The 19037-nt window shown below is 70.4% G+C and carries 17 protein-coding genes, 3 pseudogenes and 1 riboswitch; of the genes and pseudogenes, 8 read left to right on the plus strand and 12 right to left on the minus strand.

The features are described 5' to 3' along the window. Position 1: 1 nt before the first annotated feature. From OG811_RS20370 to OG811_RS20385, 4 genes are all read right to left on the minus strand, one after another. The gene (locus tag OG811_RS20370; RefSeq protein WP_406067936.1) at positions 2 to 745 is read right to left on the minus strand and encodes an amino acid ABC transporter ATP-binding protein; all 744 of its coding nucleotides are present in this window, start codon (positions 743 to 745) and stop codon (positions 2 to 4) included. After that, positions 742 to 1524, minus strand: coding sequence for an amino acid ABC transporter permease (locus tag OG811_RS20375; RefSeq protein WP_406067937.1), 783 nt, complete (start codon positions 1522 to 1524; stop codon positions 742 to 744). The genes OG811_RS20370 and OG811_RS20375 overlap by 4 nt, the downstream gene beginning before the upstream one ends. 39 nt (positions 1525 to 1563) lie before the next feature. Beyond that, on the minus strand, positions 1564 to 2424 hold the full coding sequence (locus tag OG811_RS20380; RefSeq protein WP_406067938.1) for an ABC transporter substrate-binding protein: 861 nt from the start codon (positions 2422 to 2424) through the stop codon (positions 1564 to 1566). 100 nt (positions 2425 to 2524) lie between these two features. After that, positions 2525 to 2668: a hypothetical protein gene (locus OG811_RS20385; RefSeq protein ID WP_406067939.1), complete on the minus strand. Its 144-nt coding sequence runs from the start codon at positions 2666 to 2668 to the stop codon at positions 2525 to 2527. A 32-nt stretch (positions 2669 to 2700) separates the two neighbouring features. Then, positions 2701 to 2811: riboswitch (SAM riboswitch) on the minus strand. A 213-nt stretch (positions 2812 to 3024) separates the two neighbouring features. Here OG811_RS20385 and corA point away from each other — a divergent pair. Continuing rightward, positions 3025 to 4155, plus strand: coding sequence for a magnesium/cobalt transporter CorA (gene corA, locus OG811_RS20390; RefSeq protein ID WP_406067940.1), 1131 nt, complete (start codon positions 3025 to 3027; stop codon positions 4153 to 4155). A gap of 16 nt (positions 4156 to 4171) precedes the next feature. Here the strand turns inward: corA and OG811_RS20395 are convergent, their stop codons facing one another. Together OG811_RS20395 and OG811_RS20400 are read right to left on the minus strand one after the other, a co-directional pair. Next, positions 4172 to 4357: a hypothetical protein gene (locus OG811_RS20395; protein ID WP_406067941.1), complete on the minus strand. Its 186-nt coding sequence runs from the start codon at positions 4355 to 4357 to the stop codon at positions 4172 to 4174. A gap of 265 nt (positions 4358 to 4622) precedes the next feature. Then, the gene (locus OG811_RS20400) at positions 4623 to 5138 is read right to left on the minus strand and encodes a 2'-5' RNA ligase family protein (RefSeq protein ID WP_406067943.1); all 516 of its coding nucleotides are present in this window, start codon (positions 5136 to 5138) and stop codon (positions 4623 to 4625) included. Positions 5139 to 5215: 77 nt separating this feature from the next. On the opposite strand from OG811_RS20400, the gene OG811_RS20405 reads away from it, so the two are divergent. Beyond that, complete coding sequence (locus OG811_RS20405; protein ID WP_406075817.1) at positions 5216 to 5725, plus strand: DinB family protein; 510 nt, start codon at positions 5216 to 5218, stop codon at positions 5723 to 5725. A gap of 19 nt (positions 5726 to 5744) precedes the next feature. Here OG811_RS20405 and OG811_RS20410 read toward each other — a convergent pair whose 3' ends face one another. Further along, a complete protein-coding gene (locus OG811_RS20410; RefSeq protein WP_406067944.1) occupies positions 5745 to 6791 on the minus strand; it encodes an NAD(P)-dependent alcohol dehydrogenase in 1047 nt (348 codons plus the stop codon). Positions 6792 to 6950: 159 nt separating this feature from the next. Between OG811_RS20410 and OG811_RS20415 the strand changes: the two genes are divergently transcribed. Continuing rightward, positions 6951 to 7868, plus strand: a complete 918-nt coding sequence (locus tag OG811_RS20415; RefSeq protein WP_406067945.1) for a DUF72 domain-containing protein — start codon at positions 6951 to 6953, stop codon at positions 7866 to 7868. Between the two features lie 35 nt (positions 7869 to 7903). Here OG811_RS20415 and OG811_RS20420 read toward each other — a convergent pair whose 3' ends face one another. The 4 genes from OG811_RS20420 to OG811_RS20435 form a co-directional block, all read right to left on the minus strand. Continuing rightward, the gene (locus tag OG811_RS20420; RefSeq protein ID WP_406067946.1) at positions 7904 to 8275 is read right to left on the minus strand and encodes a hypothetical protein; all 372 of its coding nucleotides are present in this window, start codon (positions 8273 to 8275) and stop codon (positions 7904 to 7906) included. A gap of 169 nt (positions 8276 to 8444) precedes the next feature. Beyond that, positions 8445 to 9074, minus strand: a complete 630-nt coding sequence (locus OG811_RS20425) for a hypothetical protein (protein ID WP_406067948.1) — start codon at positions 9072 to 9074, stop codon at positions 8445 to 8447. Between the two features lie 133 nt (positions 9075 to 9207). Continuing rightward, complete coding sequence (locus tag OG811_RS20430) at positions 9208 to 10071, minus strand: alpha/beta fold hydrolase (RefSeq protein ID WP_406067950.1); 864 nt, start codon at positions 10069 to 10071, stop codon at positions 9208 to 9210. Positions 10072 to 10170: 99 nt separating this feature from the next. Further along, positions 10171 to 11427, minus strand: a complete 1257-nt coding sequence (locus tag OG811_RS20435; protein ID WP_406075819.1) for a hypothetical protein — start codon at positions 11425 to 11427, stop codon at positions 10171 to 10173. A 134-nt stretch (positions 11428 to 11561) separates the two neighbouring features. On the opposite strand from OG811_RS20435, the gene OG811_RS20440 reads away from it, so the two are divergent. Next, the gene (locus OG811_RS20440) at positions 11562 to 11804 is read left to right on the plus strand and encodes a hypothetical protein (RefSeq protein WP_406067952.1); all 243 of its coding nucleotides are present in this window, start codon (positions 11562 to 11564) and stop codon (positions 11802 to 11804) included. 5 nt (positions 11805 to 11809) lie between these two features. Here the strand turns inward: OG811_RS20440 and OG811_RS20445 are convergent, their stop codons facing one another. Beyond that, complete coding sequence (locus OG811_RS20445) at positions 11810 to 12565, minus strand: hypothetical protein (RefSeq protein ID WP_406067954.1); 756 nt, start codon at positions 12563 to 12565, stop codon at positions 11810 to 11812. Between the two features lie 355 nt (positions 12566 to 12920). Between OG811_RS20445 and OG811_RS20450 the strand changes: the two genes are divergently transcribed. The 4 genes and pseudogenes from OG811_RS20450 to OG811_RS20465 form a co-directional block, all read left to right on the plus strand. Then, the gene (locus tag OG811_RS20450; protein WP_406067956.1) at positions 12921 to 14978 is read left to right on the plus strand and encodes a type IIA DNA topoisomerase subunit B; all 2058 of its coding nucleotides are present in this window, start codon (positions 12921 to 12923) and stop codon (positions 14976 to 14978) included. A 92-nt stretch (positions 14979 to 15070) separates the two neighbouring features. Further along, a pseudogene (locus tag OG811_RS20455) lies at positions 15071 to 15691 on the plus strand (DNA gyrase subunit A); the annotation flags it as partial. Between the two features lie 27 nt (positions 15692 to 15718). Continuing rightward, positions 15719 to 16366 (plus strand): annotated as a pseudogene (locus OG811_RS20460) (LAGLIDADG family homing endonuclease); the annotation flags it as partial. 393 nt (positions 16367 to 16759) lie between these two features. Beyond that, positions 16760 to 18841, plus strand: a pseudogene (locus OG811_RS20465) (DNA gyrase subunit A); the annotation flags it as partial. Positions 18842 to 19037 lie beyond the last annotated feature (196 nt).

Consider the following 19037-nt stretch of genomic DNA (forward strand, 5'->3'; position numbering starts at 1 on the left):
CTCAGAGCACCTGGTCGAGGAACCGGCGAAGCCGGGGATGTTCGGCCCGCTCGAAGATCGCCTCCGGGGGGCCAGCTTCCAGCACCACGCCCCGGTCCATGAAGGCGACGGTGTCGGCGACCTGCCGGGCGAAGCCCATCTCGTGGGTGACCACCACCATGGTCATACCCGCGGCGGACAGGTCGGCCATCACCCCGAGCACGCCCTTGACCAGCTCCGGATCGAGCGCCGAGGTGGCCTCGTCGAAGAGCATCACCTCGGGCCGCAGCGCCAGCGCCCGGGCGATCGCCACCCGCTGCTGCTGGCCGCCGGAGAGCTGCGCCGGCCGCGCGTCGGCCTTGGCGGCCAACCCCACCAGCTCCAGTTGGGCCCGGGCGACGGCCTCCGCCTCGTCCTCGCCGAGCTTGCGGAGCCGGCGCAGCGCGAGGGTGATGTTGCGCAGCACGCTCATGTGCGGGAAGAGGTTGAACTGCTGGAAGACCATCCCGACCCGCTGCCGCAGCGCGTCCGGGTCGTCGCCCAGCACGCTGCGCCCGTCCAGCAACACATCGCCGTGGTCCGGCTCGATCAGCCGGTTGATGGTGCGCAGCAGGGTGGACTTGCCCGACCCGGACGGGCCGATCACGCAGGCCGTCGCGCCGCGCGGCACCGTGAGATCGACGCCGCGCAGCACCCGGTTCGGCCCGAAGGCGAGGTGCACGTCGCGGACGTCGAGGCTGACCGAGGTGGTCGTGGCAGTGGTCATCGCCGGTCTCCTTCCGTCGCGGCGGGCAGCGCCGACGCGAAGTCGTCGTCGTCCTCGTCCGTCGGCGCGGTGGCCGGCCGACCGTTGCGCAGCCGCCGGTCGATCCAGTTGACGAGGTGCGTCAGCGGGACGGTCAGCGCCAGGTAGAAGAGGCCGGCCAGCAGCAGTGCGGACTCGTTGCCGGTGGTGGCCGCGTAGTCCTGCCCAATCCGGAACAGCTCCCGCTGGCTGGCCACCAGGCCGAGGAAATAGACCAGGCTGGAGTCCTTGATCAGCGCGATGAGCTGGTTCACCCAGGCCGGCAGCACCCGCCGGATGCCCTGCGGAATGATCACCAAGCGCATCGCGTCGGCCCAGGAGAAGCCGAGAGCACGGGCGCCCTCCAGTTGGGCGGCCTCCACCGACTGGATGCCGGAGCGGAAGATCTCCCCGATGTACGCCGCCCCGATGAGCGACAGCGCCAGAATCCCCAACGGGTAGGGGTCCGGTCCCCAGACCTGCATGCCCAACGGGGCCAGCCCGACGCCGATCAGCAGGATCGTCGCTGCGGCCGGCAGCCCCCGGAACACGTCGGTGTAGACCCGCGCCGGCCAGCGCAGCCACCGGCTGCGGGAGATCCCGGCGACGGCCAGCAGCAGGCCCAGCACCGAGCCGAGCAGGGCGGCGGAGACCGCCAGGATCAGCGTGTTCGGCAACCCGACGGTCAGCATCTCGGGCAGCGCCTCGCGCATCGCGTCCCAGTCGAAGAACGTCTCCCACAGGGTGCTCAACGGATCCATTGGTCGCCTCTCCTACCGCACTGCTCGCTCGTCACCCGTTCAGGACACGGCCGACGCGGACGCCGACGGCGTCACCGTTCCGCTGCCCGGCTTGAAGTCCGCCGGGATCGGCCGGCCCGGGTAGTACTGCGCCTGCAACCGGCTCCAGGTGCCGTCCGCGATGACCTCGTCGAGGCCCTTGTTCAGCGCCTCGCGCAGCTTGTCGCTGCCCTTGGCGACCGCGTACGCGGTCGGTGTCGGGCTGAGCTGCTTGGCAGCCACGGTGATCTTGCCGTTGCTGTCGGCGGCCGACTTGTCGCCGATCTCCGCCGGAGCGATCCACGCGTCGGCCGTGCCGGCCTTGAGCTGGTTGATCGCGCCGTTGTAGTCCGGCACCCGCACCGGGTCGAGCTGCTTGCCGGTGGCGTAGTCGTCCTGGACGGTGCCCTGCACGACCACGACCCGCTTGCCGGTGAGCTGGTCGAAACCGGTGATGGGCGAACCGGCCGGGACGTCCAGGCCGAAGTAGCCGAAGTCGTAGCCGTTGCCGAAGTCGACCGTCTTCTTCCGCGCCTCGGTGATGGTGATCGAGGAGCTGCCAACGTCGAACTTGCGGTTGTTGACCTGGGAGAGCAGCGCGGAGAAGTCGGTGCCGACGAACTCCACCTTCAGGTCGAGCTTGCTGGCCACCGCGGTCAGCAGGTCGTTGTCGAAGCCGGTGAACTTGCCGTCCTTGAGGTAAATGTTCGGCGGCGCGTCGGTCAGCGTGCCGACGCGCAGCACGCCCGGCTGCGCCAGACCGTACGGATTGCCGGCGGCGTCGGACGAGGTGTCGTCGCCGCAGGCGGTGAGAGCGGTGGCGGCCAGGATGGTGGCCGCGCCGAGGGCCGCGGCACGGGTCAGGGCAGGAAGGAATCGCACAGGTGTCTCCGAAGGGTTGCGCAGCGGCGGGCACAGATGTGCGCCGCTGGCGGTGCGCCCGGTGGGGCGTACCGCTGGGATGGGGTCGGGAAGGGGTGCGCTAGTGCGCGGCGCGGCCGGGACAGGCGGCGCTGCACACCCGCATCATGTCCACGTGCCGCCGCCGGGTCAGTGCCGGTGGTGGCCAGCCGGTGCGGGAATCCGCGGCGTCGACCGATGGAATGGTGTTGCTGAGAATGCGCATGGTTCTCCCGGGTCTGTGCTGACCTGGGTGCCAGGCCACGCTTGCACCGACTCGTGCCGGTGCCTGGTCTTCACCCGGGGCACCCCACCGCGGAGGAGGGTTGCCGGCCAGCGAGCCGGGGCTTCGCGCTGGCGCTCATGACCTGTGCCGAGGCTAGCAGCAGGACCGGGTGGGTCGTCCAGTCCTTATGACCACGCTCACCGTCCGCGACAAAGTGCCCGGCGCGCAGGTCAGCCGGCATGCACGTGCGGCCGGCGGCGCCACAGCGGGTTTCGGGTCGACGACAGAGGGGAAGCAGCGCCCCGCGGTTGGCGGAAGAGCGCCGGACCGGACGTCACCGGGGGAGGGGACAGGGCATGGTCGGTGGCCGCCGCTCCCGCCCGGGTGATGGCTTCGGTCGCCAACTCGACGAGTACGAGACAAGGGTTGGCGTGCCGCCGTCCACGGAGCCGCCCACTCCGCCCGCCAGTGGCCTGGTGGACAGCGCGGTCTACATCCGAGGGCACCGGTTCGCCTCGCCGTCCGGCCTCGCCGAGACGTACCGCTGCCTGCAGGAGCAGGACGGCGCGATGGCCTGGATCGGGTTGTACCGGCCCGACATCGACCAGATCACCTCGTTGGCCCGGGAGTTTCGGCTGCACGATCTGGCGGTCGAGGACGCGATCAACGCCCACCAGCGACCCAAGCTGGAACGGTACGGGCACACGCTGTTCGTGGTGCTGCGCGCCGCCCGCTACGACGACCTGCGGGAGGAGGTCGAGTTCTCCGAACTGCACCTGTTCATCGGGCCGGGTTTCGTGGTCACCGTCCGGCACGGCGAGGCACCGGATCTGGCCGCGGTGCGGCGGCGGATGGAGACCGAGGCGCAGATGCTCGCCCAGGGCCCGGAGGCGGTCCTGTACGCGATCCTCGACCAGGTCGTCGACGGGTACGCGCCGGTGGTGGCCGGTCTGGAGAACGACATCGACGAGATCGAGACCCAGGTGTTCGGCGGTGACCCGAACGCGAGCCGGCGCATCTACGGCCTCAGCCGCGAGGTCATCCAGTTTCAGCGGGCCGCCCGCCCACTGCTCGCCGTGCTCAACGCGCTGGCCGAGGGCGCGGGCACCGCCAGCGGAGACGAGGAACTGCGCCGCTACCTGCGCGATGTGAGCGATCACCTGACCCAGGTGGTGGAGCGGGTGGACGGTTTCCGGCACCTGTTGCAGAGCATCCTGACCGTCAACGCCACCCTCGTCTCACAGCAGCAGAACGAGGAGATGCGCAGCCTCACCGCGGCCAGCTACGCGCAGAACGAGGAGCTGAAGAAGGTCTCGTCCTGGGCGGCGATCCTGTTCGCTCCGACGCTCATCGGCACGGTGTACGGGATGAACTTCGTCCACATGCCGGAGTTGCACTGGCGCTTCGGCTATCTGTTCGCGCTGCTGTTGATGCTGCTGGTCTGCGGCACCCTCTATGTGATCTTCAAGCGGCGCGGCTGGCTGTGAGCCGCGCGGCCGGGAATCACTCGATGCCGCGCAGGATGTGCCGTTCGTCCTCGACGTCGTCGTCGCCGGCACCGATCCGGCCGAGCAGAACGGCGGCGGCCCAGATCGTCAGTGGCGTGGCCGCCCCGGTCATGCCGCCGCCGGTCCGGTCGTCCCGGGTCTGGCTCCGCTCCGTGCGTGATGGCCTGCGCTGAGCCTGCATGGGCCCTGCCTCTCCTCGTCGAAGCCGCCGTGGGCGGCGCGACATACGCCCGCGCCGCCGGCCGGGCGAACCGCACGGGAGCGGGTCGCCACCGGTACGACAGCCACCTCGAACCTTCCCACGCCTGGCCGCCTCCGCACCGCTTGTTTTCGGGTTTCCGACTGTCGCCTGCCAAACCGGACATCCCGCCTCCCGCATCCCGCGGCGGCGCCCGGACGGGTCGCCGCGGACCGGACGCCGCCGGGTCGTCGAGGGCTGCGGGTGGTCAGGGCAGCGGGTGGGCGATGCCGCGTGCGTGGTCGGTGAGGGCCGCGCCGACCACGGTCGCGACCAGCGGCAACACCTCGAGGCAGCGCCGCACCGCGGCGGCCATCAGCGCGTTCGGCACTCGCATGGAGAGCGTGCAGTGCGGCACCCAACGGCCCGGCTGATAGTGCTCGTCCAGGGGAATGTCGGCGGCGGCGAGCCGGTCGTACACCAGCCGTTGGTGGGTCAGCAGCTCCGGTGTGGGTGCCGGGCCGAGCCAGAGCACCCGGCCGACGAACTGCCCGGCGTGCTGGAAGTCGAGTCGCAGCGGGGCGGCCACGACCGTCCCGCGCAGCGCCTCGGCGACCTGTTCGGGGTTGAAGCGGGGCGCCACCGCGAGCGAGACGTGTGGCCGGTGGCGCTGCTCCCACAGCGACCGCATGCTCTGCACGCCCTCGGCCTCCAGCGCGTCCCAGAGCACCCGGATCCGCCGGGTGGCGTCCGGGTCCAGATACAGCTCCAACGCGGCGACCACGTGATCACCGTAGTGGCCGAGGTTTTGATCGCCCGCATCGGCGGTACCTGACCGGAAACCAACCAGGAGGCGTGACCATGGACGTGAGCGACCTGCTGACCGAGACGTACGACCGGCTGCCCGACCTCGTTCGCGCGGCGGTCGACGGCCTCACCCCGCAGCAGCTGCGCTGGCAGCCCGGCCCGGGCGCCAATTCGATCGGCTGGCTGGTGTGGCACCTGACCCGGGTCCAGGACCATCACGTCGCCGACCTGCTCGACGCCGAGCAGGTCTGGGTCAGCGGCGACTGGGCGGGGCGGTTCGGGCTCACCGCAGACCCGGACGACACCGGCTACGGCCACTCACCGGCGCAGGTCGCGGCAGTACGGCCGGAGAGCGCGCAGGCGCTGATCGACTACTACGAGGCGGTCGCGTCGCGTACCGGAACGTTGCTGGCGGGGTTGGGCCCGGCGGGCCTGGACCGCGTGGTCGACGAGGCGTGGGACCCCCCGGTCACCCTCGGTGTGCGGCTGGTCAGCATCGTCGAGGACGACCAGCAGCACGTCGGCCAGGCCGCCTACGTCCGCGGCCTTGTCGAGGCCGACTGACCGGCGGCGTCCGCCGGGCTCACGGCACGATCACGGCCCGGCCCTCCAGCGTCCCGTCGCGCATCTGGCGGTACGCGTCGAGGGCGTCGTCGAGCGCGAAGGTGGTGGTCTTCGGCCGGACCAGACCCCGGGCACCCAGCTCCAGCACCTCGACCAGCTCCGGACGGCTGCCCCAGTAGGTGGTCGCGATGCTCACCTCGTACGGCACGGAGAAGTACGAGACCCCCACGGTGCCCCCGCCGATGCCCACGATCGCCAGGTCACCCACGGTGCGGGCCACCGCCACGCCGAGCGCCAGGGTGGCGTCCACGCCCACGAAGTCGAGCACCACGTCGGCACCCCGGCCGCCGGTGGCCTCCCGGATCTCCTCGGCGGCGGTGGGGCCTGAGGTGACGGTCTGGTCGGCGCCGCACTCCTGCGCCAGCCGCAGCGCCTCGGCGCGCGTGTCCACCGCGATGATGCGGGCGGCCGTGGTGGCCTTGAGGATCTGGATGCCCACATGCCCCAGCCCGCCGACCCCGATCACCACGGCCGTGCTGCCGGGCGGCAGCTTCGGCCAGGATCGCCGGATCGCGTGGTACGGGGTGAGGCCGGCGTCGGTCAGCGGCGCGGCATTCACCGGATCCAACCCGTCCGGCAACGGCACGATGTGTCGCGCGTCCGGGACCAGTTCGAATTCAGCCATGCCGCCGTCCAGGCCGAGCCCGCCGCCCCCACCCGGCACCGGAGCGCCGGCCAGGTTCTCGCAGTACGGGTCGACGCCGACGCGGCAGCGGGCGCAGGTGCCGCAGCCCCACGGCCCGAAGACGGCGACGGGCTGGCCGATTGTCAGGCCGGTGACGCCGTCGCCGAGCGCGTGCACCCAGCCCGCGTTCTCGTGGCCGAGGGTGAACGGCGGGTTCCAGGGCATGGTGCCCGGCTCGAACTCGTCCATCAGGTGCAGGTCGGAGTGGCAGGCGCCGGCACCGCCGATCCGGACCACCACCTGGCCCGGCCCGGGAGTCGGCTCAGGGACCTCAACCAATTCCGGTTCTGACTTCCACTCCCGCAATCGCAGCGCGCGCATCCGGTTCTCCCATCCTTCTTGGCTTGACCGAGGGCTCCCCGCCTCCCCGCCGAGCAAACGCCCGCGCGTGGACGTGCGCCGCCACCGCCTCCGCTGAAACCCAGCGGCAGCCGCCGCCAGCGGTTGCCGATCCGCGCCGGTAGCGGTCCACTGAATGACATGGGTGTGATCAAGGTGGGCACGTCGTCCTGGGCGGACCAGTCGCTGCTGCGCTCCGGGTGGTACCCGCGCTCGGCCAACACACCCGCCGGCCGGCTGGGTTTCTACGCCGGCCGGTTCCCGCTGGTCGAGGTGGACACGTCCTACTACGCCATCCCCGTACCGGAAACCACGCAGGCCTGGGTGGACGCCACACCGGACGATTTCACCTTCGACGTCAAGGCGTTCAGTCTCTTCACCGGCCATCCGACGCCGGTCGCCGCGCTGCCTCGGGACCTGCGTCCGACCGGCGGCCCCAGCCGGATCCGCCGTCGCGACCTGCCGGAACGGGCGTACGACGAGTTGTGGGCCCGGTTCCGCGCGGCCCTCGACCCGATCGCGGCGGCCAACCGGCTGGGTGTCGTGATGGTGCAGTTCCCGCCGTGGCTGGCACGCGGCGCCGCTGCCGAACGCCGGATCGTCGAGCTGGCGCAGCGCTGCCGGCCGTGGCGGGTCGGTGTGGAGCTGCGGAACGGGTCCTGGTTCGACGGCCCGGCCGCGCCGGACACGCTGGACCTGCTGCGGGCGCACGACCTGTCACTGGTCTGCGTCGACATGCCGCAGGGGCATCCGTCGTCGGTGCCACCGATCCTGATCAGGACGGCGGAGCCGGCGATCGTCCGGTTCCACGGCCACAGCGACGCCTGGCGCGACGGCGACAAGCAGGACAAGTTCCGGTACGCGTACGCCGAGGACGAGCTTCGGCACTGGGCCGGACTGCTGGCCGAGCTCTCCGGCCCGGCCGACGACCTGCACGTGCTGTTCAACAACTGCTGTGCCGGTCAGGCACAACGCGACGCCACCCGGCTGGCGCAACTGCTCGCCGAGAGGATGCTCGTCGAGCAGGCTGTGCCGGCCCCGGCGACGTCAACCCGTTGACGGTCCTGCCCGGGGCACGGCAGCCGTGGGTGGTGTCAGGAGCGCCGGCCCCGGGTGCGCAACGCGTCCTGCGACGATTCGCCGACGTCCGCGTCGTCCGGGAAGGTTCGCCCGCTGGGCGCCGGGTCGGGTGGGGCGCCCGGTCCGGCCATTGTCGTACGGGTCGGCTCGACCGAGCCGAAGCCGTGTCGCCCCGCCTGCTCTGACCGGCCCGTCGGGGCACCCCCGCGCTGCTCACCGCGTCGTCCCTCGGGCACTGCGGTCTCCTCACTGCCCTCGTCCATCGGGGAGTCCTCACCCGTGCCCCAGGGCGCGTCGGCGTCGAAGCCGTCGCCGGTGCCCCACGGCTTGGTCGCCTCCGGCTCCAGCCGGTCGTTGTCGCCGTTGCGTCCCTCGTGTGCCGTCATGGCCACCCCGCTCGTCGGTCCGCCGCTGGTGGCGGACGATGTGCCGTCCTCGGGCCGGGTCTGCCCGCCCGACGTCGCCGCACGCCGTGCGTTGTCACGTCGGTGGGCGCGTAGGGCCGGCCAGCGCCCCGCCGTCGAGGTGGCGGCGGGACGCCGGCCGGCCCGACGTTCAGCGCCCGGCCATCGCCATCGACCGCTTGCCGTTGCTCATTCCCGGCATCTTGATCATGCTCCTCGAGGCGCTCTTCATCCCGCCGCTCCGGCCGAGAATCCCCTTGAACATCTGGCCGGGCTTCTGCTGCTCACTCATGTACGCGGTGACCACGACCAGGGTCCCGGTCAGCGCGGGGATGGCCCACTGGAGCAGCTTCATCTGCCGCTGCGATGAGGCCACGCTCGCCGGGGTCTGGTGGTTCGGCTCGGTAATGCCGCTGACCGGCGAGGCACCAGCCTTTTCCAGGCGCATGCCGATCAACCGGCTGTAGCCGGTCACGGCGAGCGCGCTGATCGTCAACGCCGTCTTGATGGCGCTGGTGCGGCCGACCCCGGCCTGAGCCACCATGCGTGGGCTCTCCGTCACCAGTTCGCCGACCGCCCCGGCCAGGTGCGCGCCGATGGCGGCGGCGTTGACCGGGGTCCACCTGGACCATCCGGCCGACGCGACCGGGAGTCGCTGGGTCGAGTCGCTGATTTTTCCCGCTGCGCCGTTGACGCCGAAGGCCCCCATGAGGGAGCCGCCGAACCAGGCCGCCAAGCCCAGATCGTGCATCGAGCGCAGTGCGGTATGCCGTTCGGACATCTGATCCCCTTCCGCCGTGTTGGGCGGTGCGGCTTACCCGCCGGTCGGGCGGCTAACCCCGCCCCCTGCGGGTCGATGCACGTCGTATCGGGCACCTGGGACGTCCATGCCGTCGGCGACCGGTCGGTACGGCTCAGCGGGGCGGCAGGTCGGCGGCGAAACCGGCGATCAGCCGCGCCACCGGGGCACCCGCGCGGACCCAGGTGAAGTGGTCCAGCGCCGCACCGGCCTGAGCCACTGTGTACCGTTCCCGGGTCACCGGCGCGGCAGTGAGTTTCGCGCAGAGGTGGTCCATGATCTCGTGCGGCGTGTACTGGTCGTCGTCCACGCTGATCGCCAGCACCGGGTGGCGCACCGCGCGTACGGCCGCCTCGGTGTCCGTACCGTTCAGCCGGGGGAAACGGCCGGTCCGTGCGGTGTACGCCCAGTCGCGGATCACGCCGCGCGCCTGCCGGCCGCCGAAACCCCACCCGGGCCAGACCCCGAGCAGCGCCGCGGTGGCGGCGATCCCCTGGGTGGACGGCAGCACGCCGAGCCCGCGTCGGCCCGGGTAGCTCCGCCAGTAGGGGATGCCGACCGCGATCAGCGCCAACCCGTCGACCGCGTCGCCGCCGTCCAGGGCGAGGTGCAGCAGCGCGGCCTGCCCGCCGAGTGAATGGCCGAGCAGCAGTCGGGTACGGCCGTCCAGGCGGGGCTTGAGCGCGGCCAGGACGGCGCCGACGTCGTCGGCCAGTTCGGGGTAGCCGTGCCGGTCTGCCCGGCTCGGCGCGGGGGTGCTCGTCCCGGTGCCACGCAGGTCGGCGACGACCACGGCCAGCCCGACGGCGCGCAGCGCGGCGGCGAACGGCCGGTAGTAGCGGGCTCGGACCCCCATCGCCGGCCAGATCACCACCACGGGCGCACCCGTCACTCCGGCCGGTTCCGGATAGATCTGCACACCCAGCCGGGCGCCGTCGACGTCGACGAACTCCTGCGCGTACTCCGGGTCCCCGTTCACCGGCCCAGCCTACGGCCCGACATTACCGACGGGTAGCCGCGGGTGGTCGGACGCGTCGGAGGCCCCGCCGCCCGGCGGGGCCTCCGACGACGAGTCCGGTCAGGAGACGGAGATCGTCCCGTTGCCCGCGCGAACGCAGGACACCGCTCGGGCGGCGGTGGCGGCGGCGCCCGCGAGGCACTGGCCGAGCACCTGGTGCCCGGTGGCGTTCGGGTGCCACGACTCCTGGCAGGTCTGGAAGTAGCTCACGCAGGTGTTCGCGATCCGCTGGATGTCGATCTTGTCCTTGCCGGCGAGGCTGGTGACGAAGGTGCCGTTCGCCCCGTCCTGGAGGCGGATCGGGGTGGCCAGCGAGCCGGTCGGGCTGGTCGTCGACTCGCAGAGCCGGGCGCCGTCGAAGGCCCGCTGCACGTTGAGATAGACCAGATCGTCGGCGGGAAACTCGGCGGCCAGCGTGTCCCGGGTGGTCTTCACGATGGTGCCCAGACCCTGCGAGAAGCGGTGCCCGGGCGCGAGGCTGGCCCGGTGGATCGGGCAGCCGGCCGCGTACCGCTCGGCACCCAGGTCGCGGAACTTGTCCCGGGTGTCGTCCCGGCTGTCCTCCTCGTGGAACTGCGGGTTCAGGTCCAGCGGCAGCGGGTTGGTGTAGTCCTGGAACACCACCCGGTGCTGCCCGTCCGCGTCCACCTGGTCGAGGGTGGTCAGCAGCTGGCGTACGGCGGCGATGGTCTCCGCGGTGGCGGCGCTGACCTGCGCGGGGGTGGCCAGGTCCGCGTCGCTGCACGGCTTCTGCTCCACCGGGCCGCCCAGATACGCCCAGAACTCCCACCAGCCGGTCCAGGCGTCGGCGATGAACCGGTTGGCGCACTTCTCCGCGACACTGCCAAAGGTGAACGAGCTGTTGTTGGACCCGAGGCCGATCAGCACCAGGTCGATGTCCTGGGTCTGTGCGACGACGCGGAGCTGGTCGAGCTGCGCGGCCACCGTGCGGCCCTTCTCCCGGGCGGCGGAGGCGGTGGCGATGTCGCGTGGCTGGCCGCCGGAGCAGGCCAGGTTGAACCGGTTCTGGATGCCCGGCAGGTTGGCCTTGTTCAGCGAGGCGTTCGCGGATCGGTGGCAGAAGAACGCGTTGCTGTTCGCCGCCGTCCAGCCGGGGAAGCCCTGGGCGACCCCGTTGACGTCGACCACCGAGGTGTACGCCCCAGCCCCCTCGCCGCTGATGAAGCTGTCGCCAAGTGCCACCGCTGCGGTGGGCAGCGCCGCGGTGGCGGGTGCGGGCAGCGCGACGGCGGTCGACAGCGCGGCCATGGCAATCGTGAGTGCCGCGGCGAGCGCGGTACGCCGGAACTTGGGCATGGGGCTCCCCTCCATCGAAAGATGAAAGATTCTCTGAGAGCGCGATCAGATCACCTTGGTGCGACGGGCGTCAATGGCCCGTAACTTCATCGATCGATGAACGACACGTCGGCCGGCCGGTGCGACGAGCCAGCGTGGACGACTTCAAACGCCCCGGGGACTACCGGATCCAGGTGGACGTGCGCGCGGAGTTGTCGGTGCGGCGCGGGGTAGCCCGCGACGGGGACCGGGAAGGCGCCGCCGCGGCCGAGGCACTGCACCGGGACCGCTACCTCGCCGCGCAGCGCGTCTATCTGGCCGAGGCGGACCTGCCGTCGCGGGTCGACGTGATCGTCGACAACGCCGACGTCACCCAACCTCGGCTGCTGCCGGGTTGAGCCACCTACCGGCCGGGCTGCCGACGACGTCGCAGCGCGGCCGCGCCCATTGTGTTCAGACCGACACCCCAGATCAGCAGCACGCAGAGCCACTGCACCCACCGCAGCACGCTCATCTCACCCGAGAGCAGGTGCCGCACGCTGCCGAGCGGGGTGAGCCACGCCTGCGCGGGACGCAGAGCGTCGACGCCGCCGAGCAGTGCGAACAGGCCCAACGGCAGGACGATCGTGGCGACGAACGCGACGACCGGCGAGCGAATCAGCAGGCCCAGCCCGGTGCCCACCAGGCCGGCGACGACCTGCACCAGCACGCTGCCCACCGCCACGGTCCCGGCGTGCCGCCACGGGTCATCCGCGATCTCCGTAGGTGCGACGGCGAGCGTCACGGCGCACATCAGCACCCCGACAACGCCGATGACGACGGCCGGCACCGCCACCGCGAACACCGTCCGGGTGACCCCGGCTGCACCGGGCGCCCGCCGCAGGTCGCGCACCAGCAGGACGCCGAAGAGCGGCGTCAGCACCGACATGAGGCTCTGCACCGTGTCCGAGAGCGCGGCGAACGTGCGGTCGGCGGGAGCCGCCGCAGCCGTCAACGCCACGGCGGCGAGCAGACCCAGCAGCAGGGTGATCGCGAGCAGCCAACGGCGGCCAGGCGTACCGATGGCGCGGCGGAGAGGGTCACGACCCGTCCCGTCGACCACGACGGCCTCCGGACGGGCGGTGGTGCCCGCCTCGTCCGACTGTCCCGGCGCGGTCACCAGGCTGCCGCTCGGCGGAATTCGGCACGCCGGCGGCGTACCTCGATCTGGTGCTGGATCTTGAGGTGAAGCACCGCGACCCCCGCTCCCGCGCCGCCGCTCTGGCCGGGCGCGATCACGGGTCAGCGTAACGACCGAGCGGCACGCTCGTGGTCCCGCAACGGCCGCCGGACCACCCGATCCGTGCCGGCGGCGGCCTGTTGTCCCGCTCACGTCCGCCGGGCCACCGCCCGGCGGGTCGTGCGGGGCCTACGGATGATGTCTCAGGCTCGGGCTAGGCTCGCTGCGGCGCGCCACGCCGGCTGATGTCGCCGGTGACCGGCTGCACACCGCCGAGACCGGGGAGTACGACCAGTTGACCGCAGAGCCTGACACCCTGTACGGGGCCGATGACCTCACCCACCTTGAGGGGCTGGACGCTGTCCGTAAGCGGCCCGGCATGTACATCGGTTCCACCGACAGCCGTGGCGTGGGTCACCTCGTCAACGAGATCCTCGACAACTCCACCGATGAGGGTGTCGCCGGTCATGCCGGCAACGTCGAGGTGACGGTGCACGCCGACGGCTCGGTGCGGGTCGACGACGACGGCCGGGGCATCCCCACCGACGTGCACGCCAAATCCGGCATCTCCGGCGTCGAGCTGGTGCTCACCCGACTGCACGCCGGCGGCAAGTTCGGCGGCTCCGGCTACAAGACCTCCGGCGGCCTGCACGGCGTCGGCGCCTCGGCGGTCAACGCGCTGTCCCGCCGGTTCGACGTGACCGTCCGCCGGGCTGGCAAGATCCACGCGATGTCTTTCCGACACGGCGTCCCGGGCATCTTCGACGGCGACGGGCCGGAAGCGCCCTTCACCGCCGGCCCCGGGCTCCAGGTCGTCGGCGCGATGAAGCGCGGCCAGCGCACCGGCACCTCGATCCGCTGGTGGCACGACGCCCGCTACTTCGAGACGGGCGCCGCGCTCGACGTCGACGCGGTCCGTACGAAGCTGCGCAACACCGCCTTCCTGGTCCCCGGCGTGACCTACCTGCTGCGGGACCTGACCGGCGAGGCACCCGTCGAGGAGGGGTTCCACTACCCCAACGGGCTCAGCGACATGGTGGAGTTCCTTGCGCCGGCCGGCGACCGGCCGGTCTCCGGCACCCTGCTGGTCAACGGCGAGGGGACCTACCGGGAGAACGCCGCCGACGCCAACGGTGTCATGCAGTCCAACGTGCAACGGCGCGCCGAGGTCGAGGTGGCGTTCCGGTGGGGCACCGGCTACGAGCGCACCCTCGAGTGCTTCACCAACACCATCCGCAACGCGCACGGCGGCACCCACCGTAAGGGCTTCGAGCGGGCCCTCGTCCGCGCCCTCGCCGACGCGGTCCGCAGCACCCGCGGTCTGCTCAAGGCCAAGGAAGAGCCGCCCACCCTGGACGACGTCCTGGAGGGGATGACGGCGGTGGTGCACGTGCGGATCCCCGAGCCGCAGTTCACCTCGCAGACCAAGGACGAGCTCTCCACCACCGGCATCACCAAGGTCATCCAGACCCTGGTTGACGCGCACGTGAAGGCGTGGCTGGAGGACAAGCGCACCAAGGCCGAGGCCCGCGTCGTCCTGCAGAAGGTCGTCGACGCGGCCCGGGTGCGACTCACCCAGAAGCAGCAGAAGGACGCTGCCCGGCGCAAGACCGCCCTGGAGGGCGCGTCCATGCCGCCGAAGCTTGTCGACTGCCGAGCTACCGGCATCGACCGTAGTGAGATTTTTATCGTGGAGGGCGACAGCGCCCTCGGGACGAGCCGCATGGCTCGCTCTTCCGAATACCAGGCGCTGCTGCCGATCCGAGGCAAGATCCTCAACGTGCAGAAGGCCAACCTCCAGCAGGTCCTGGACAATGCCGAGTGCGCGGCCATCGTGCAGGTTCTCGGCGCCGGCTCGGGCCGTACGTTCGACCTCTCCTCGCTGCGCTACGGCCGCGTGCTGATCATGGCCGACGCCGACGTGGACGGCGCGCACATCCGGACGCTGCTGATCACCCTCTTCGCCCGGTACATGCGCCCGTTGATCGAGGCCGGTCGGCTCTACGCCGCGATGCCGCCCCTGCACAAGATCACTACCAAGGGGCGTAACCCGCAGACGGTCTACACCTACACCCAGGCCGAGATGGAGGCGACGGTCCGCAAGCTGGAGAAGTCCGGCAAGCAGATCGTCACGCCCATCCCACGGTTCAAGGGTCTCGGTGAGATGGACGCCGACGAGTTGTGGGACACCACGATGAACCCGGCCACCCGTGCCGTCCGCCGGATCACCCTCGACGACGTCGATGCCGCCGAGCGGATCCTCGAACTGCTGATGGGCGAGAAGGTCGAGCCGCGCCGCAACTGGCTCATCGACTCCGCCGACCGCGTCGACCGGGATGCGATCGATGCATGAGCGAGCGGGTTTTCGATACATCGCGATGGCGCCTCGTGCCGTTGCGAAGCGACGGCATGAGCGCCCGTTCCGTTCCGATGGAGAGCTGAGTCATGGCACGCCGTAAGGAAAACAAGGTCGACCTCTCCTCGTTCGACCAGGCCGGCGCGCGGGTCTTCGACAACCCGCTGGTCACCGAGGTTTCCGACTCCTATCTGGAGTACGCGTTCTCGGTCATCCACTCCCGCGCCCTGCCCGACGCCCGCGACGGTCTCAAGCCCGTGCACCGGCGCATCCTCTGGTCGATGTACGAGCAGGGCTACCGCCCCGACCGTGGGCACGTGAAGTCTGCCCGAATTGTCGGGGATACAATGGGAAAGTACCATCCACACGGCGACACGGCGATCTACGACGCGATGGTCCGCCTCGCGCAGGACTTCTCCCTCAACGTGCCCCTCATCGACGGGCATGGCAACTTCGGGTCTCCGGACGATGGCCCGGCCGCGTCGAGATACTGCGTTACCGGAGACACCCGCATTCGACTTGCTGACGGCACCAGCCCTCGAATTGCTGACCTGGTGAACCTTCCATCGGACAGCGAAGCCGATGTCGACTTCGAGGTGCTCGACAAGGACGGTAAAGCTGTCCAGGTCGACAAGGTGTTCAATTCAGGCGTTCATCCGACGGTCCGGATCGGCACGGAGGCCGGTTTCTCGCTTCGAGGCAGCGAGAATCACCTGGTGCTCTGTCTTGAGTCACCCATGGGCGTTCCCCTCTTCCAGTGGCGACGGCTCGACGAGCTCGCGGTCGGCTCGATCGTCTGTGTGGCACGGAACGCCTGGTCACAGGTCATTCCGACCGCTCGTGAGTACTCGCTGGGCGTCCTCGGCGGCGCATGGGCGTCCGAGGGCTTCGCGAGTGAGTCCAGGGCCGGGTTCAACAACACCGACGAGCACTTCTTCGGTGAGGTCCTGCACGCGTACGATCAGGTGGTCGGTGGTCGGCGTTACGTCAGTGACAGGCAGACCCGTCGTGACCGTAAGCGCATCCAGGAAATCGATGTTCAGATCCATGCCGGCGGTATGGACGCTTTCCGGGCAAGTCCAATGGTGGAGTTCATCGGGCATCAGGCCCGGGACAAGTTCGTCCCGCAATTCGTCTGGAACGGTGGCTGGGGCGTCAAGCGTGCCTTCCTCATGGCCCTTTTCGAAGGGGACGGCGGGGTGCGGGTCGCCAAGGACAGCTTCACCATCCAGTACACGAGTTACAGCGAGCGGCTCAGCAGGGAGGTCCAGGAGCTGCTCACCGAATTCGGCGTTTTTGCCTGCTGGCGCCGTTACACACGTCCCAGCGGCTCGGTCGAGCACCGCTTGGTGATCTCCGGTCTGCGAAACATCAAGGCATTCGCCAATCGGGTGGGCTTCCTCCGCACCAAGCAGGCAAAGCTGGACAAGGTTCTGCGACACGCACCGCTGCGTCCGCACCGGCTGAGCAAGGACCACGTTCCCTTCATTGCCACATACGTGCGCGACGCCTTGGACTTCGACCGGCGCGGTAGCGGACGCAAGTGGTTGACGACGCACAACTTCGATCGCGTCGAACGGTGGGAGACCGAACGCCTTCGCATTATCGATCGCATCAAAGAACCGGAACTCCTGGCGACCATCCTTCCGATCATGGACTCTGGGTACCGGTTCGAGCGCGTCACCGAGGTGACGTCCTGCGAGCCGGCGGAGGTCTATTCGGTCCGGGTCAACTCCGAGGACCATTCCTTCCTCGCCGGCGGTTTCGTCAACCACAACACGGAAGCCCGGATGTCGCGCGAGGCCATGCTGCTCGTCGGTGAGCTGGGCGAAGACACCGTCGATGTCGAGCCCAACTACGACGGGTCACTGACCCAGCCGACCGTGCTGCCGGCGGCCTTCCCCAACCTGCTGGTCAACGGCGCGTCCGGGATCGCGGTCGGAATGGCCACCAACATGATCCCGCACAACCTGGCCGAGGTGGTCTCCGCCGCCCGCTGGCTGATCAACCACCCGGACGCCACGTTGGACCGGCTCATGGAGTTCGTTCCCGGCCCCGACCTGCCCACCGGCGGCGTGTTGCTCGGCTTGGACGAGGTGCGTCGGGCGTATGAGACCGGCCGCGGCGTGGTGCGGATGCGCGGCAAGGTGGAGATCGGCCCGATCGAGGGCAGTCGGGGTCGCCAGGCGATCACCGTGGTCGAGCTGCCCTACGGCGTCGGCGCGGAGAAGGTCATCGCGGCGATCACCAACGAGGTCACCAAGACCAAGCGGCTGACCGGCATCGCCGACGTCAAGGACCTTACCGACCGGGAGAGCGGCACCCGACTCGTCGTCGAGTGCAAGGTGGGGGTCAACCCGCAGGCGTTGCTCGCCGACCTCTACCGGTTGACCCCGCTGGAGCAGTCGTTCGGCGTCAACAACCTGGTCCTGGTCGACGGGCAGCCGCGCACGCTGGGGCTGAAGGCGCTGCTGGAGGTCTTCCTGGCCCACCGGTACGAGGTGGTCACCCGACGCACCTCGTACCGTCGGCGCAAGCGTCAGGAGCGGCTGCACCTGGTCGACGGTCTGTTGATCGCTCTGCTGAACATCGACGACGTGGTCCGGCTGATCCGGGGCAGCGACGACGTGCAGGCCGCGAAGGACGGGCTGATGAGCCGGTTTGGTCTCTCCGACATTCAGGCCACCTACATTCTGGACACTCCGCTGCGCCGGTTGACCAAGTTCGACCGGATCGAGCTGGAGACCGAGCAGGAGCGGCTGCGCGCCGAGATCGCCGAGCTGAGCGCGATCCTCGACGACGAGCGGGTGCTCAAGAAGCTGGTCTCGGACGAGCTGGCGGCCGTGGTGAAACAGTTCAGCACCGAACGGCGTACGACGCTTGTCGACGGGGACCTCAAGGAGGTGCTGGCTGCGTCCGCGCCGGCCGGCCCGCTGGAGGTCGCCGACGACCCGTGCCAGGTGATCCTCTCCGCGACCGGGCTGGTCGCCCGGACCGCAGCCGAGTCGGAGGAGAGCGCCGAGGGGCGCCGGCGCAACGGCCGGGTCAAGCACGACACCGTACGCGCGATCGCGCATTCCACCGCCCGTGGTCGGGTGCTGTTGCTGACCAGTGCCGGCCGGGCCTTCAAGGTTGACGTCCTGCCGCTGCCGGTGCTGCCCGAGCAGGCCGGCACGGTGTCGCTGCGGGGTGGTATGTCCGCGGCCGAGCTGGTGCCATTGGAGGCGGGGGAGACCGTCGTCGGCCTGGCCCCGCTGGGCGGGCAGGCGGAGGGCTCACCGGGGCTGGCACTGGGCACCCGGCAGGGCGCGGTGAAGATCTGCGCTCCGGAGTGGCCGGTCCGCTCCGACGAGTTCGAGGTGATCGGTCTGCGTGACGGCGACGAGGTGGTCGGGGCGACCTGGCTGACCGACGGCGACGAGACGCTGACCTTCGTCACCTCGGAGGCGTCGCTGTTGCGCTTTCCCGCGAATCTGGTTCGTCCGCAGGGCCTCAAGGGCGGCGGTATGGCCGGCATCAACCTGCCGGCCGGAGCGCGGGTGGCGTTCTTCGGGGCGGTGCGCACCGACGACCCGGGGCATGGCGAGCCGATGGTGGTCACCTCCACCGGCGCGACGGTGAAGGTGACGCCGTTCAAGGCGTACCCGCCGAAGGGCCGGGCGACCGGCGGCGTGCGCGCACACCGCTTCCTCAAGGGTGAGACGGACGTGGCCGTTGCCTGGGTTGGTCCGCGCCCGGTCGGCGCGACCGGCACCGGTGACCCGGTGGAGTTGCCCGCGGCGGATCCACGCCGTGACGGCTCCGGCTTCGCGGTCATGCTCGGCCCAACGGTGGTAGGCCACCTGATCGAACGCGGCTAACTCGGAAGTAGACCTACTTCCTCCCGATTAGGGCCGCTTCGCGAAGCGAAGCAGCAAGGACTAACCCCCCGCCCCCGCCCCCGCCCCGGTCCCACCCGGCCACCCCTGTTGATCATGAAGTTATTGCCGTGACACGCCGGCGTTTCCGGCAATAACTTCATGATCAACCTGGCTGGGCCGTGGCGCGCGGCAACAC

Source organism: Micromonospora sp. NBC_01638 (assembly GCF_045209745.1).
GTDB lineage: Bacteria > Actinomycetota > Actinomycetes > Mycobacteriales > Micromonosporaceae > Micromonospora.